We start from the raw sequence: 16,388 nt of genomic DNA on the forward strand, positions 1-16,388 counted from the left end.
TAGAGGACAGCAGAATTTGTGCAGTTGGGATTAGTTACAAAAGCGATCGCCGATCGGTAATTAAACCAGCTGCAACAACTAAAGTTAAAACCAAATTATTACTCTCACCAAAGAGGAATCTATGAGTACTGTATTACTAGTTGAAGATAGTACAACCGACATGGAAATTATGAGCCGCTATTTGCAACAATTAGGCTTTTCAGTGGTGCTTGCTAAAAGTAGCGAAGAAGCGCAAAGCAAACTAGAATTACAAAAGCCTAATTTAATTATCCTTGATGTAATTCTGCCAGGTCAAAGTGGTTTTGAACTATGTCGAGAAATCAAAACTAATCCAGATACAAGTCAGATTCCTGTAGTAATCTGCTCAACCAAAGACACAGATGTTGATAAGCTCTGGGGCAGTATGCTGGGTGCAGATGCTTATCTACCTAAACCAGTACAAGCTAATGAACTAGTACGAACAATTCGGCAGTTCATTAAATAGTTATTTGTTTGTTTGGGAAAGTTACAGCACATAATTAACAATCAATTAATAAAGAAGATGATAGATAATGCCAAACAGGTTTCCGCCCTGACTCGCGTAAATTCCCCTACTAATATAACCAAAAATTCTCCGCCAGTAGGGGAAAAATTCTTGCGTTTTCAACTAGGGGAAGAAGGTATAGGTTTGCTACCTTTAAATGTGATCAAACAAGTGATGCAGGTATCAGTAGCAGAGATTTTAACAGTTCCCCAAATGCCAGCTTGTGTCTTAGGAATTTACAACTGGCGTGGCGAAATGCTGTGGATGGTTGATATTGGTAAATTTATGGGATTTCCCAATTTAGCCACCGGGGGTTTAGAAAATTTAATGGCGATCGCTATTCAAGTTGAGGATCAGTATTTAGGTTTAATTGTGCAACAAATCAATGATATCGAGTTGCACGACTTAAATCAGGTAAATATGCCTTCTTTAGGTTTATTTTCTCCAGAAATATTGCCTTATTTAGAGGGCTACTTAATAGGAGCAGATAAAGAAGTGTTGATGGTGCTTAATGGTGAAGCGATCGCTCAAGCTCCGCTGTGGCAGTTAAATCGATAAGTTAGAAAAAGTTTTGTTGATTTTGTTGATTTCTGTCTGTATTTCGGGAATCATAAAATTAGAGAAAATAATTTCCTTCCTCAGACATCATTATTTGATGTTTTTCAGAAATAACTGTCAACCCCATAGAATCAGAAATAAAGATTCGGCAGTAATTAAAATCATCAGGGTCATTTTCTCATCTGCTTATGCAGTAAGAATAGGAAATTTCAATTTTGAATTAACCAACTCAAAAAAGAGACTTCTAATTAACAATTAACAATTACCCATAGTTGCAAAAATGACTACACATTATCAGCCCAAACCAAGCCAACAAATTAACGCTGCGCCCAATGGCAACAAAACCAATGGTGGTTCACCTATAAAAATAATAGCTTCAGCTGTAACCAGTTTAAAATCCGATATAGAAAAAACTTCCCTTTGGGATGCTCCAGAAGTCACGGAAAAAATGCAGAAGCTAGAAAGTTTAGTTGCCACAGTCGATCAGAAATTTAAAGTCAGCTGGGAAGCTAGCGTGCAAGCAAAATTCAAGCTGGAAAGAGAGAAAATTTTAGAGATTGTTTCTCAAATTCGCCAGGGTGTAGACTTTGAAAATAAGCTGAAAATTGCGGTTACGGAACTGCGGGAAAACTTAGGATGCGATCGCCTACTCGTCTATCGCTTTGACAGCGAAAATTATGGCGTAATTATGGCAGAAGCAATGGAATTAGAATTAACTCCATTGTTAGGAAAACCATTAGAAAGTCATTATTTTGGTGCCGATCGATCGGCGGAATATTTTACTACAGCAGTATTGCTAGCAGGTGACACATCCAGCGACGAATTTACCCCGCAACAAAAGCAACAATGGGAAAAATTACAAATTAAATCTTACCTAACAGTACCCTTAATTGTTGGGCAACAAGTTTGGGGATTACTAATAGCATTGCAGCATCAAGAGAATCGTCATTGGCAAGAAACTGAGTGCCAAACTCTTTATCAAGTAGGGACAGAAATTCTAGTTCACCTACAACAATCAGAATATCGTTGGCAATTAACAGTTCAGCCAGAACAAGAGCGAGTTTTAAATAATGTACTCCTGCGAATTCGCCAATCTCAAAATTTAGATGCTTTATTTAAAGCTACTTGTCGAGAGGTGCGACAATTACTAAATACCGATCGCGTTTCCGTATTCCAATTCATCCCCGGAAAAGACTTCAACGAAGGGCAATTTATCGCTGAAGATTTGCGCCAAGGAATCTCTTCCGAATTAGGAAATATCTTTGCTGATAGCCGCTTTGGTAAAGATTTCGCACCTTTATATCGCCAAGGTAGAATTCAAGCCGTTTCTGATGTTTACACTTCGGGATTATCAGAATGTCACATTGAACAATTATTGAATTTCCAAATTCGCGCCAACTTAATTGTTCCTTTAATGAAAGGCGAAGAACTTTGGGGATTACTTTGCATTCACCAATGTACTAAACCCCACAAATGGCAAAATTATGAAATTGAATTTGTCAAGCGAGTCGCCGCCCAATTTGGTATCGCTTTAGATCAAGCAGAATACCTAGAACAACTACATGAAAAAACCGAGAGATTAGCAATTGTAGCTGAACGGGAAAAGAACTTTATCCAAATTATTGGAAAAGTTGGTAAATCAATTGCGGAACAAGTTCAACAGATGCGAAATATGGAGTCCATTTTCACATCTACATCTCAACAAATCCGGCGATTACTGAAAGCCGATCGCATAGCTGTTTATCGTTTCAACGAAGATTGGAGCGGTACTTTTGTCACGGAATCTGTTAGTAGTGATTGGACTCCCATGTTGAATAAACAACTATTCGATCACCACTTTGTTGACGACATTACTGATTATGGCAACGCACTACAAAAGAGTGGAGCCAAATTCCGCGTTACCGAAGGTTATTTGCATTCTACTAGAGGCGGTCATCAGCACGATCGATCTAACTTCGTTGTAGACGACATTTATCAGGCTAATTTTCCTGAATGTTACATCGAACTTTTGGAGCAATTTGAAGCCAAAGCTTATGTAATTATTCCCATTTTTGCCGGGAACAAACTCTGGGGATTATTCTGTACCTATCAGAACTCTAGCTCTCGCCATTGGGAAGATTCCGAAGTAAACTTGCTATCTCAAATTGCCAATCAATTAGGGCTAGCCTTAATCCAAAATAGTAGCTTAAAACAACTAGAAGCAAAATCAGAACAACTGGTTCATGTAGTAGAAAGAGAGAAAACCCTCACCAAAGTTATTGACAAAATGCGTCTATCTTTAGACGTAAATACTATCTTCAAAACTACTACTCATGAAATGCGGCAATTACTCAAAGCAGAACGAGTTTCCGTATATCAATTCCGTCCAGATTGGAGTGGAGTATTTGTTGCTGAATCAGTCGCTAGTGGTTGGCCTAAATGGGTAGGACCAGATATTACAACAGTTTGGGAAGACAGTTATTTGCAAGAAACTCAAGGAGGTCGATATCGGCAAAATCAAAAATATGCAGTAGAAAATGTTCACTCAATTGCTAACGACATTAACAATGCAGGTTTGTCTCAATGTCACGTTGAAATGTTGGAGCAAATGCAAATCAAAGCTTATATTATCGTACCCATTTTTGTTGGCGATAATCTTTGGGGTTTGTTAGCCTCTTATCAACATTCTGACGTTCGTCACTGGGATGAAGCAGAAGTAAATGTGGTAGCGCAAGTTGGTATCCAAATGGGTGTAGCTTTGCGCCAAGCAAAATATTTGGAACAAGTGAGACAACAATCAGAACAATTAGCACAAGCAGCTAAAAGAGAGAAGGAAGCAAAAGAACAATTACAACAACGAGCAATTCAGTTACTCGGTGCAATTCAACCAACATTAAAAGGTGATTTAACTGTCAGACTTCCAGTAACAACCGATGAAGTAGGAACCCTCGCTGATGCTTACAATAATACCTTGCAAGCTCTGCGAAAAATTCTGACTCAAGTACAAACAGCTACCGCAAAAGTCGCCCAAACCTCCCAAAGTAGTGGAGTATCAATTACGGAACTTTCTCAACAAGCACAACTACAGTATCAAAAGTTGTCAGAAGCGTTAAAATTAGTACAAGCAATGGTCAATTCTACGCAAGCTGTAGCTAAAAATGCAGCTTTAGTAGAAGTGGCAGTACAAGAAGCTAACCAAACTGTTTTGCAGGGTGATACGGCGATGAACCGTACTGTTGATGAAATTATGGCAATTCGGGAAACGGTGGCAAAAACTGGTAAGAAAATTAAACGCTTGAGTGAGTCTTCGCAAAAGATTTCTAAGGCGGTGAATTTAATTGGTAATTTGGCAACTCAAACTAATTTGTTAGCACTCAATGCGGCAATTGAAGCCACCAGAGCCGGAGAATACGGTAAAGGCTTTGCTGTGGTAGCCGATGAAGTGCGGAGTTTGGCGCGACAGTCCGCTGCTGCAACCACAGAAATTGAACAATTAGTACAGGATATTCAAGAGGAAACTGGCGAAGTTGTGCAAGCAATTGAAACCGGAATTCAACAGGTAGTTGAGGGTACTAATTTAGTAAATGAAACCAGACAAAACTTGAATAAAATTGTCGGTGCTACCGCTCAAATTCAAGATTTGGTGCAAGGAATTACCCAAGCAACACAACAGGAAACGCAACAGTCGAAGTTAGTGACTGAAGCGATGACTAGTGTGGCGAGAATTGCTAACCAAACCTCGGAAAATTCTTTGCATATTTCTTCTTCTTTCCAAGAATTGTTGACGATGGCTGAAGATTTACAGTCAAATGTCGGGAAATTCAAGCTCAATTAATGTGAGTGTTTAGTTTGTAAGGTGCGTTAATAACGCACCTTACAAAGTCCAAATGACGAATAATAATTGATAACTGACAAATCACCATAAAGCCATGAACAGTGATAACGATATTCGCGAACAAGGCTATCAATATTTTCTCGCTGAAGCACCAGAGTTGTTGCAAAATATTGAGCAGGAATTATTAAATCTAAGAGAAGACTATAGCTTGGTGAAAGTGCATAGTTTGATGCGATCGACCCACACTTTAAAAGGTGCGGCTGCGAATGTCGGGTTAGAGACAATTAAAACGATTTCTCACCATTTAGAGGATGTATTTAAGGCACTTTATAACCCAGAAATAGAAATCGATCCTGACCTGGAAATGCTGCTTTATGAAGGATACGAATGTCTACGTTTACCTTTAATGGCAGAAATTACAGGTGGTTATGTAAATGAATCAGAAGCTTTAGATAGATCGGTAACTGTTTTTGCTAAATTACAAGAAAAATTAGGCGATTATTTCGGTAAAGAAGCGCAAATTCCTAGTTCGGTAGAGTTAGGATTTGATATTACTAAATCTATTTTTGAGGTAGGCGTAAAACAACGTTTAGAAAGTTTAGCAATTACGATCGATTCTGATAATTCCTCAGAGTTAGAGACAGTTTTAAGAGAACAAGTAGAAGTTTTTATTGGGTTAGGGGAATCTTTAAACTTACCTGGATTTGGCGCGATCGCCAAAACTACTTTAACTGCTTTAGAATTGCATCCAGAACAAGTTAAAAATATCGCTCAAGTAGCTTTATTAGATTTTAGCGAAGGTTGGTCTGCGGTTATGGAAGGCGATCGTACTTCTGGCGGAAAACCTTCTGCTGCTTTACAAGAATTAGCCAACTCAAATCCAGAAACATTAGATGCAGAAAATATCATCACAGATGAATTATTAGAGATTCCTGCTGATAATTTAGACGTTAGTTCGCCAGAATTAGTTAATGATGAAATTACCCAGTATCCTGAATTAATAGTTGCTGAATTACCGGAAACGGAAACAGAAGTAGAAGCCAATCTAGAATCAGACATTGAAATTGAAGAAGTACTTGCAGAACCTAGTTTAGATGATGTGTTTGGTAACTTTATAGAAACCGAAGACCGCCCAATTTTTGGAGAAGAAGTAAAGATAGACATTTCGGAAACAACGGCGGAAGTTACCTCGGAAGAAAGTTTGACTGTTTCCGCAACAGTAGAAGATCATGGTAAAATTATTACCGAAGAAAAAGCGGTGATTTCGCAAGTTGTCCCAGATCAATTAGTTGAACAACCACCAACAAAAGTTAAGTTTCAAACTGCTACACCATCGCCACAAACTGCGGCTAATACGAAAGCTACTCATACCTCGGTGCGGGTAGATTTAGAATTATTAGAACGCCTCAGCCACTTAGCAGGGGAAATGTTGATTGGACAAAATAGACAATTGAATATTAGCGAACAATTGCAAGAATCGATCGGGCAATTATGGTATCGTTTGCGAAGACACCAACAAACAATTAGCGAATTACGTGATTGGTCAGACCAATTATTAGTCGTCCAAGAACGTCAGCGAGTTGTGGAAAATTGGTCTTCTAGTTTTGATTCTTTGGAGTTAGATCAACATAGTGAATTGCATGAATTATTGCAAGCAACTTTAGAAGAGTTGGTGCAGTTGGAAGAAGCGATCGAATCTACTGATTACTTAGCCAAACAATCCAGCCAAGTTTTAGCCAAACAACGCCGCCTCTTAAATAATGCCCAAGATGACTTACGGACGGCGCGAATGTTGCCATTAGGCGAAATTTTTAGCCGGTTTCCTCGGCTTTTGCAACAGTTGTCTGCGGCTCACAAAAAACGAGTTAAATTAACATTAATCGGTACTGAAGTATTAATCGATCGCGCCTTAGCCGAAAAGCTGTACGACCCCTTATTACATTTAGTTCGTAACGCTTTCGATCATGGCATTGAATTACCTGAAATTCGCGCATCCCAAGGTAAAGCAGAAACCGGAAAAATTGAAATTTGCGCTTATCATCGGGCGAATAAAACAGTCATTGAAGTTAGAGATGATGGTCAAGGTTTAGATTTAGATCGCATCCGCAGACGGGCTGTAGAAATGCAACTTTTATCTGTTGAACAAGCAGATAAAGCTTCCGAAGCTATCCTGTTAAACTTACTATTTGAACCAGGATTTTCAACCGCTTCTCAAGTTAGCGACCTTTCAGGACGAGGAATAGGTTTAAATGTAGTTCGTTCCCAAATGGAAGTTTTATCTGGTTCAGTAATAGTTAACTCAGAACCGCAAAAAGGAACTACATTTTTGTTGCAGTTCCCCTTAAGTTTAACTATGGCAAAATTAATGATTTGCGAAACTAAGGGTACTGTATATGCTTTGCTTTCTGATGCGATCGAGCAAATTATTTTGCCAAAATCTGAACAAGTACAATATAGTAACGGGCAAAAAGTTCTGCATTTAACTAATCAAAGAAATACGGTAATTCCTATTTACAACATGGCGGAATTAATGTCGGGAAATACCCCAAGTTATCGAAGCAAATTACCAGAAGCAATCGATCGTAATCAATCAGAAACATTTAAATTCTCGTCAACTCCCTTACTATTACTACGCCAAACTTCCCAAGTAGATTTATGGCAAGGAACAAAAATAGTGGCGTTAGAAATTGACCAAATTATGGGCGAACAAGAATTAGTAATTCGGTCTTTAGGAAAAGCGATCGCACCTCCCAGTTACGTTTATGGTGGCAGTACTTTGGCAGATGGTCGTTTAACATTAGTAATCGATCCGACTATTTTAGTTAGTCAATTATTTGACCAAGCAGTAGGAAAAAACCCAATCTCTGATTGGCAATGGGAAACTAACGACAGCAAATTAGATCCAGAACTCTTAAGTTTACAACTCAACTCTCCCACCTCTTTACCGATGCTTGCTACTACACCGAAAAAGATTTTAGTAGTAGATGATTCGATTAGCGTCCGCCAAACTCTAGCCCTAACTTTGCAAAGGTCAGGCTATCAAGTAGTCCAAGCACAAAACGGTCGAGATGCCATTTATCAAATCCAACAAAATAGAGGCATTCAGTTAGTAATTTGTGATATTGAAATGCCTGCAATGAATGGTTTTGAATTTTTAAACAGTTATCGCCAAGACACAGTTTTACCTCAAGTACCTGTGATTATGTTAACTTCTCGTACTGGAGAAAAACACCGCCTGTTAGCCAAAGAATTAGGTGCAGTAGGTTACTTTACTAAGCCATATCGCGAAAACGAAATGTTAAAAGCGATCGCTGATTTATTCGATGAAAAAGTACCCACCTTAGCTTAATTTTTCGTCCGTTGTAAGGACTTCAGTCCGTCAATCTACGACTAAAGTCGTTACAACGGATAGGTGATTATTTAACTTGACTCTCACCAGTAGGTAAAAAGATAGTAAATACTTCACCTTGTTCGGGACGTTCGCGGACAATGAGTTTACCACCTAAAGCTTGAAACAGGCTTTTTGTTACATTATGACTGAGGCACAAACTGCCAGTTTCCGGCTGAAAAGTGAGCAATTGACCAATCAATTTCCGCTTAGAATGATGATTAGCTGAACTTTTACCATCACCATTATTATCTAACCCATTAGTATGAGTTAATAATTGCAACTTTAACTGATTTCCTGCTGGCATTACCTGTACTTGGATATGACTACCTGCGGGTAAACTGCGAGTAAAGTTATCGATTAAACTAGTAAGAATTCGCTCTAACATTGTCGGATCGCTAACTACAGTAGGCATTTGCTGTGGTAACAAAACATCTAAAGTTTGACTGCGACGCACAGCTTGTTTTTGCCAACGAGGAATACTTTCTTGGAAAACTTGAGATAAGGAAGTTGTAGTTAAATAAACAGGTGTTTCCGCAGCATCGGCAGTTTCCATTTCTGCTGCTTGAAACAGTAATTCCATTCTTTCTATTTGTTCAGTACATTCATGGTCAATTACTTCTAATCTTTTAATAATATCTGGAGCTAAATCTTTTCTTCTTAGTAACAACCTAGTGAAAGTCCGAATTGTTGCTAAAGGAGTTTTTACTTCATGAGCAAATGCTTGCAATAATTCCACTTCATTAGAATTTAAATTTTGAATTTTCGCTTTAGAATTTAGTGAAGAATCAAGAGATTTAGCATTTTGAATTTTGCTTTTTGGGCTGTCATTTTGTTCCTGTTCCTCTGATTCGGGCAAATATTTGAGTAACAAGCGACTAAATTGCATGACAGTTCGGTAATCTGGGGCGATCGGTGCAAATCGATGCACTAAAGTATCTAACTCACCGATTTGATGAGGACAAGTTAGCAACATTCGCAATCTGAGAGAATCCCAAGCTTGCTGTACCACTTCTGGCTCGAAGGAAAATAAGAAAGCGGGATTTCCTTGGCGATCGTCCCCCAAAACCATTACTAAACTAAAATTAGTAGTGAAAACCAGACAAAATTGTTCGCTAGCTAAAGGATCGCCTGGTAATAAAGGTAAAGAATTGCTGCGATCGCTATTTTGGGTTTGGTTTTCTTTTGCCGGAGGTAACTGAAACGGCATCCAACCCCAAGGTTTTCCTAATTGCGCCGAAAAAATCCAAGTAGGAAAATAATGAGAAAGTGTTGGATCGCTCAAAATTGGCAAAGGGCCAGTTAAAATTAATCCTTGAGTTAAGGATGACGCTCGATCTTCATTAACAGAATTTTCGTCAAATACCCAATGAGTACGCAGTAATTTTTCTAAGGCGGCGATCGCCCCAAACCACTCTCGTTCCGCTTTCAAATGTTGCAAGGTTGCCTGATTTGTGGAGGACTGCTCTTTCGCTCTCCCATCATTTGACAATACAACATCTAGCGCCGATTTCTCGGTCGTTTCGGCTAAAATTTCACTTAAAGTTGGCAGTAACCACTTTTGCACTGACAATCACCCACCAAGACTTGCAACTAAACCCGCAGGACTCTCTTATGAGCCTATCAGTATATGTTATCTATCAAGGGGGGTAAAACCGAACCCTGGTTTATGGATTACCGTTGTTCTGGTTAACTTTAACCTTTAATATATATATTCCAGCGACTCTTACCGATAAAATTACCTTTTTTTCCGGCAAATTCCGCTAAGCCTTATTACCATTCTCTTGGTAGATAACGAGTTACATCTAAAGAGTGAACACTAACTTAACTAAAACGAAGATTATAGGAATTACGACAAATCATCATAGTTTTTGTTCCTACTAAAAGCTAGTGTTTGGGAGGGAAAAATGGCTTTAGGTAAAAATCGACGTGGCATGGGTGTATTTCCCAATCGTCGCAGTCTTGAATTAGCACTTCAAGAACTGAGAAATCATGGTTTTCCAATGGATAAAGTGTCAGTAATTGCCAGAGATGTTGACGACGATCGCGATCGAATTGCTGGTGCTAATGTCAAAGATGTTAATGATAACAAAGCTGATGAAGGTGCGGCTAAAGGGGCGATCGCAGGTGGTGCTTTAGGTGGCATTACAGGCTTATTGGTGGGCCTTGGCGCACTAGCAATTCCGGGAATTGGCCCTGTAATGTTAGCGGGTGCTACGGCAACTGCGATCGCTACAACCCTTTCGGGAACTGCAATTGGCGCTGCTACTGGGGGCTTATTGGGTGCATTAATTGGGTTAGGAATTCCCGAAGAAAGAGCGAGAGTTTATCACGATCGAGTAGTTCGCGGTGATTACTTGTTAATAATTGATGGCAGCATCGATGAAATTACCCGTGCTGAATCAATTTTGCATCGTCATAATATTCAAGAATGGGAAATTTACGACTCTAATTCTGACGATTTAGATCGGAATGTACGTCATGATTCTACTTCTGACGATCTAAATCGGGATGTCAATCGGGAATACATCGATGATTCTAATCCTTTAGTAACGATTATCGATCGTCGCAATCATGTAGTCGATCCTGGCGATCGCGCACTGTAATTTTCCACTCAACCCAAAAATAAATAGACAAAACTCCTCACAACTCAGTTATCAAGTAACTTTTTTCAGGGGTTTTGTCAATTAGCCAATGGTTTTTTTAAATCTACCTTTTTAGGAAAAGGAAAACAATGAAAAAATTAACTCCATTTTTACTAACAGGACTTTTAATGTTTGGTGCCGTTGCTTGCGCCGATAATGAAAAGACAACTCAAAATGCCCCTAATGGCACTAATCAAGTCCAAACTCAAGCACCCGAAGCAGAGAACATTCAAGACGCGCAAAGTGATGCTACCAGTGAGACTCGCAGAGCACAATTAAACTCGGATATTCGATCGCGCGAACAGCGGAATAATATCACTGGAGGAGATACAGATAGAGCCGAAGCAGATATAGAAAGCGAAGTTCGCAGCAAACTAGAAGCTAACATTACCAAAGGACAATTAACAGTTGATTCCAAAGAAGGCATTGTAACAGTAGCCGGAACAGTTCCAAATGAACAAGATTTAGCGAAAATTGCACCTTTAGCCCAAGAAATTAAAGGTGTCAAAAGCGTAAAAGTCGAAGCAGTAGTTGCGCCCGCACAACCAGAAACAAACAACCAAGAAGCCCAATAAAAATTACCTCAGATTCCCGACTTCTTGAAGAAGTCGGGAATGTTAAAATAGGTACATTGTTGCGCTTCAGCGCCGCAGCTTCCCTACTAATAACAAGAAACTGCCTCATTTAAAAATGAAAAAATATCATAGTAAAATATTCCTAATTTTCACATTATTTCTATTGAATAATTCCTTAGTATTTGCTGCTGATTCTCCACTTCAAAACACTTGTAATGTAGAAACATTAGCGATAGAATATAGAAATTTGCGAAAAATCCCCGGACATTTTGGTGGTGGTACGTGGAACGAAGATGTAGACAAATGGAATGGGCGAAAACAGCAGGTAATGAATCAACTTGGTGATTGTTTGGGAACGGGGAGATATAGTAAATCGGAGATTATTCAGTTGATGGGGAAAGGCGATCGCATTTCCACCAAAGGCGATAACTTTTTTGCCCTAATCGAACACACCCGCCAAAATAAACCAAAAGGAAATTACGAATATTTGATTTATTATTGGCGAGGCGGACACGATTTTCTCTACTTCACCTACCAAGGAGAAACCATCATTGATTCCGGTTGGTGGATGGCGTGGGAATGAAATTAAAAACCCGCGCAGGCGGGTTTCGTTTGTGTAGCCGCGAATTCTATTCGCCGGGATTATTAGTATTCTCTTCCCTCCAAACTTCCACAAAATGCCAAAGCAAGAAACAAAAACCAACACAAATTCCTGAAACCGGATCGAACCAACTTACAATATTAACAATTGAAAACTCACCTAACTGCGAACTCACCCGAATTAACTTACGCTTTGTAAATTTGGCTTTTCGCTGAACCTTGATGCTTTGATACTGCGAATAACTGAGCAATGCTAACAAAATGAAAAGCTGAATTTTTGGATTTTGAGAAAGGATAGCTTTCAATAATTGGGTAGACATAAGTTTTCTTGAACATCAATAACCTACAAATACCCTGATCTTTGAGGTAACTTCCAGACAAGAAACAGACAGATAATAAATTCCCCTTTCTGTCCCTTTCTGTCCCTTCATTGAACTGTCTCCCAAAACTGCTGCAAATTAATCTGTGTAGGGGCGAAGCATTCGGGCGACAATTTATAATACTCAACCAAAATATTTAAATCCCGAATGCTTCGCCCTGCCTTGGCGCAAGATAGTAGATACAGGTTATTCGTGGGGGAGGGCGAAGCATTTGGATACAAGAATCTTTTATGAGTTGCAGAACTTATCGCCCAAATGCTTCGCCCCTACATCGTCTGACATTTACCAATAACATCATCAATTCCCAAGCGGATCAGAGGATACTGAAAAATGTTAATATTGCCTATATCATTAATTTTCTATTTATGAATTCAAGCCGCAAACCTCGTGGCATCCCGCCGACTCCAAACGGAATTCAAAAACTCAACGAAGCGAAAGATAATTTAAAAGATGCTAACGGCAAACCCCTGACTTATGAAAGCATTGCTGAAAAAGCGGAAATAAGTATAAAAACAGTTAGACGGTTTTTGGTGGATGGTAAAGGAGTTGATAGATATTCTGTCACCAAAATTGCTGAAGCCTTAAACTTAGACATAACCGAAATAGTTGATCCAAAAGACTTAAACCCACCCACACCAACAACTACACCAACACAAATAAACTGGCGCGAAATCTGCACCAAAGTATTAGAAACCCAACACCTCCGCCGCCAAGCAACCGCACAACAATATGAATTAAAAATTTACGTTCCCTTGGGATTAATGGAACGTCCCAAAACACCAAACCCCAGAAGAAACTCCACTGGGGAAGACTCGCCACAGCAGAAAGAACCAGAACTGCAAATCGTCCAAACTTATAAAGATGATGCTTTTTTCCAGAAAGTTATTGGCGAAAATCACACCGAAAAAGGCAAGCATATTGCGATTATTGGCGAACCGGGTGCGGGGAAAACTACGCTGTTAGGAGAATTGGCGGAACGTTTGGCGAAAAATTCCCCGGATTTTCCCATTTGTATTCGCTTGGCAGATTTACGTTCTAGCACAATTGCCGATTATTTACTCAATAATTGGCTTTCAAAAGCACTGCAATTTATCGATTTTGATGCCGAAAATGTCACCCCAGAAATCAGAAAATCATTCAAGCAACTTTTCGCAGCGGGTAAGGTGTGGTTGCTGTTGGATGGGGTGGATGAAATGGCGGCGACTTCCCCTATCGAGGCGTTGGCGAGAATTCGGGAACAACTGACAGACTGGGTGGGTAAGGCGCGGGTGGTGCTAACTTGTCGTTTGAATGTTTGGGATGCGGCGATTAGCAATACCCTGACGGATTTTGATACTTATAAAACTTTGGAATTTGAACCGGATGATGTGGATGAGTTTATTCGCCAGTGGTTTGAAGAGGCGAGTCAGGATGAGAAACGGCGCAATTCTGGCAATGAAACTTTTTGGCGAGAACAGGGAAAACGCTTAACAAGACAGTTAAAAGAACCGGGAAAAGAGCGAATCAAAGAACTGGTACGCAATCCCCTGCGGTTGTCGATGTTGTGTCAGTCTTGGTGCGTACCCGAACAGGAATTGCCGGAAACGAAGGCGGCACTTTACGAGCAGTTTACCACTTATTTTTTTGAGTGGAAACAAGAGGAATTCCAGAAGAAACAGCGAGGATTAAACCAGAGGGATAAAAAACAGATTCAACAAGCTTTGGCAAAGTTGGCTTTAGCGGGAATGGAAAGCGTTAATCGGTTTCGGATTGAGCAAGATTTTGCCATTGAGCAGATGGAGGAGGAGTGGTTTAATTTAGCTGATGAATTGGGATGGTTGGTTTTAGTTGACAGGGATACCCGCACGAAAAAGCCTGTTTACGCTTTCTTCCATCCGACGTTTCAGGAATATTTTGCTGCTTGTGCAATTGGGGATTGGCACTTTTTCTTGAATCACCAAATTCCCCCTGTTTCTGATTGCAGTTACCGCATTTTTGAGAGGCAGTGGCGAGAGGTAATTTTGCTGTGGTTGGGGCGAGGGGAGATAGAAGGAAAGCAGAAAGAGGAATTTATTGATGCTTTGGTTAAATTTAAAGATGGATGTTTAAGTTGTTATGAATGGCGAACCTTATTTTTAGCCGCTGCCGCAATTGCCGAGTTTCAGGATTATTACCAAATAGATAAACTAATAAGGAAAATCGTTAGGTGTACATTTGGTTATTTACATACTAGAAAGCAACAGTGGATATATCCCATCAATGTAATTAGCAATGCAGCTAGGGAAGTATTACAGCAGACGCACCGCGCAAAAGCGAGCGTGGCTTTGGTGCAACTGCTTACTTCTGATATTCTTGATCATTCCACCCGTAGGCAGGTGGCAGAAAGTTTAGGGGAAATTGACGAAGGGAATCCAAAAGCGATCGCCGCTTTGGTGCAACTGCTCACTTCTGACATTCTTGATATTTGGCCCAATGTTAATAGCAGGATCAGGATTCTTGATGATGATTCCACCCGTAGGCGATTGGTAGAAAGCTTAGGGAAAATTGGTCAAGGCAATCCTCAAGCGATCGATGCTTTGGTGCAACTGCTGAGTTCTCCCCATCTTAATAATTCCACCCGTAGGCAAGTGGCAGAAAGCTTAGGGAACATTGACCCAGGCAATCCTCAAGCGATCGATGCTTTGGTGCAACTGCTGAGTTCTCCCCATCTTAATGATTACACCCGTAGGCGAGTGGCAGAAAGCTTAGGGAATATTGGCCCAGGTAATCCTCAAGCGATCGCGGCTTTGGTGCAACTGCTTAGTTCTGAGCAACTTAATAATTCCAACCGTAGGCAAGTGGCAGAAAGCTTAGGGAACATTGACCCAGGCAATCCTCAAGCGATTGATGCTTTGGTGCAACTGCTTAGTTCTCCCCAACTTGATGATGTCACCCGTAGGCAAGTGGCAGAAAGCTTAGGGAACATTGACCCAGGCAATCCTCAAGCGATCGATGCTTTGGTGCAACTGCTGAGTTCTCCCCATCTTAATGATTACACCCGTAGGCAAGTGGCAGAAAGCTTAGGGAACATTGACCCAGGTAATCCTCAAGCGATCGCGGCTTTGGTGCAACTGCTTAGTTCTGAGCAACTTAATAATTCCAACCGTAGGCAAGTGGCAGAAAGCTTAGGGAACATTGACCCAGGTAATCCTCAAGCGATCGATGCTTTAGTGCCACTGCTCAAATCTGACCAACTTAATGTTTACGATCGTCAGCAAGTGGCAAAAAGTTTAAAGAAAATCCATACAGACAAACACTTTGCCGTCATCACAACCTTAAAAGCCAACTTCAACAACTCTCAGCAAATTGATAAGGACTACTACGAATTAATCTGGCACTACGCCCAAAATCTGCCCTACCCCGACTTCTATCAAGCTTGGCACCAAGACACCCTTACCAACACCGCAACAGCAAACCTCAACATAGCAAACTTACCCCAAGACCTTGCCGAAGCTATTAACAATCAACCGGAATTATGCAGCAAAGTAAAGCTAATTTGCATCGACACACACCAAATCATCGACCCCGAAAACCCCGCCCCAGAAATTTACGACCTGATGCTAAATCAAAATTGTCCAGAGTGGCAGGATGGGTATCCAGAAACAATGCAAAAACTCAAATTTTATTGGAATTACCTGCGCCGCATAAGCGAAATTCCCCTGTTTTTCATCTGCTACGATTCCACAGCACTCACAGCCACACCCACAGGAATTAGCGATACATTTCTGACAGCTTTGAGCAAATTTGATGGCGCGATTTGTGTAGTGTGCGAAACCGGAGAAATTGGGTTGCAAACATTTTCACCGAGTCAACCAAATTTAATTGCAGATATTGTCGGTTGGATGAGAGAGAAAATGATGGAAGAGTAGAGATAGTATGTTAGTATA

Annotated in this window: 10 protein-coding genes; 8 read left to right on the top strand and 2 right to left on the bottom strand. The window is 40.2% G+C overall.

What is annotated here, in order from left to right; all coding sequences use genetic code 11:
- Positions 1 to 121 precede the first annotated feature (121 nt).
- The 4 genes from ACE1B6_RS11445 (at position 122) to ACE1B6_RS11460 (ending at position 8,244) form a co-directional block, all read left to right on the top strand.
- Positions 122 to 484, top strand: a complete 363-nt coding sequence (locus ACE1B6_RS11445) for a response regulator transcription factor (RefSeq protein ID WP_413257356.1) — start codon at positions 122 to 124, stop codon at positions 482 to 484.
- Between the two features lie 57 nt (positions 485 to 541).
- Complete coding sequence (locus ACE1B6_RS11450; RefSeq protein WP_413257357.1) at positions 542 to 1,081, top strand: chemotaxis protein CheW; 540 nt, start codon at positions 542 to 544, stop codon at positions 1,079 to 1,081.
- Between the two features lie 280 nt (positions 1,082 to 1,361).
- Complete coding sequence (locus ACE1B6_RS11455) at positions 1,362 to 4,895, top strand: GAF domain-containing protein (RefSeq protein ID WP_413257358.1); 3,534 nt, start codon at positions 1,362 to 1,364, stop codon at positions 4,893 to 4,895.
- 94 nt (positions 4,896 to 4,989) lie between these two features.
- Entirely contained in the window at positions 4,990 to 8,244 is a 3,255-nt protein-coding gene (locus ACE1B6_RS11460; RefSeq protein WP_413257359.1) for a hybrid sensor histidine kinase/response regulator, read from the top strand.
- 67 nt (positions 8,245 to 8,311) lie between these two features.
- Here the strand turns inward: ACE1B6_RS11460 and ACE1B6_RS11465 are convergent, their stop codons facing one another.
- Complete coding sequence (locus ACE1B6_RS11465) at positions 8,312 to 9,850, bottom strand: sensor histidine kinase (RefSeq protein ID WP_413257360.1); 1,539 nt, start codon at positions 9,848 to 9,850, stop codon at positions 8,312 to 8,314.
- 340 nt (positions 9,851 to 10,190) lie between these two features.
- On the opposite strand from ACE1B6_RS11465, the gene ACE1B6_RS11470 reads away from it, so the two are divergent.
- From ACE1B6_RS11470 to ACE1B6_RS11480, 3 genes are all read left to right on the top strand, one after another.
- Complete coding sequence (locus tag ACE1B6_RS11470) at positions 10,191 to 10,889, top strand: DUF1269 domain-containing protein (RefSeq protein ID WP_413257361.1); 699 nt, start codon at positions 10,191 to 10,193, stop codon at positions 10,887 to 10,889.
- 128 nt (positions 10,890 to 11,017) lie between these two features.
- Positions 11,018 to 11,503: a BON domain-containing protein gene (locus tag ACE1B6_RS11475; protein WP_413257362.1), complete on the top strand. Its 486-nt coding sequence runs from the start codon at positions 11,018 to 11,020 to the stop codon at positions 11,501 to 11,503.
- Positions 11,504 to 11,666: 163 nt separating this feature from the next.
- Positions 11,667 to 12,086 carry a hypothetical protein gene (locus ACE1B6_RS11480; protein WP_413257363.1) on the top strand — a complete coding sequence of 140 codons (420 nt, stop codon included), beginning with the start codon at positions 11,667 to 11,669 and terminating at the stop codon, positions 12,084 to 12,086.
- Positions 12,087 to 12,132: 46 nt separating this feature from the next.
- On the opposite strand, the gene ACE1B6_RS11485 is transcribed toward ACE1B6_RS11480, so the two are convergent.
- A complete protein-coding gene (locus ACE1B6_RS11485; RefSeq protein WP_413257364.1) occupies positions 12,133 to 12,423 on the bottom strand; it encodes a hypothetical protein in 291 nt (96 codons plus the stop codon).
- A 290-nt stretch (positions 12,424 to 12,713) separates the two neighbouring features.
- Between ACE1B6_RS11485 and ACE1B6_RS11490 the strand changes: the two genes are divergently transcribed.
- A complete protein-coding gene (locus ACE1B6_RS11490; RefSeq protein WP_413257365.1) occupies positions 12,714 to 16,370 on the top strand; it encodes a HEAT repeat domain-containing protein in 3,657 nt (1,218 codons plus the stop codon).
- The last annotated feature ends 18 nt before the right edge of the window (positions 16,371 to 16,388 follow it).

Origin of the sequence: Floridaenema fluviatile BLCC-F154, assembly GCF_041929135.1 — a bacterium.
Classification (GTDB): domain Bacteria; phylum Cyanobacteriota; class Cyanobacteriia; order Cyanobacteriales; family Aerosakkonemataceae; genus Floridanema; species Floridanema fluviatile.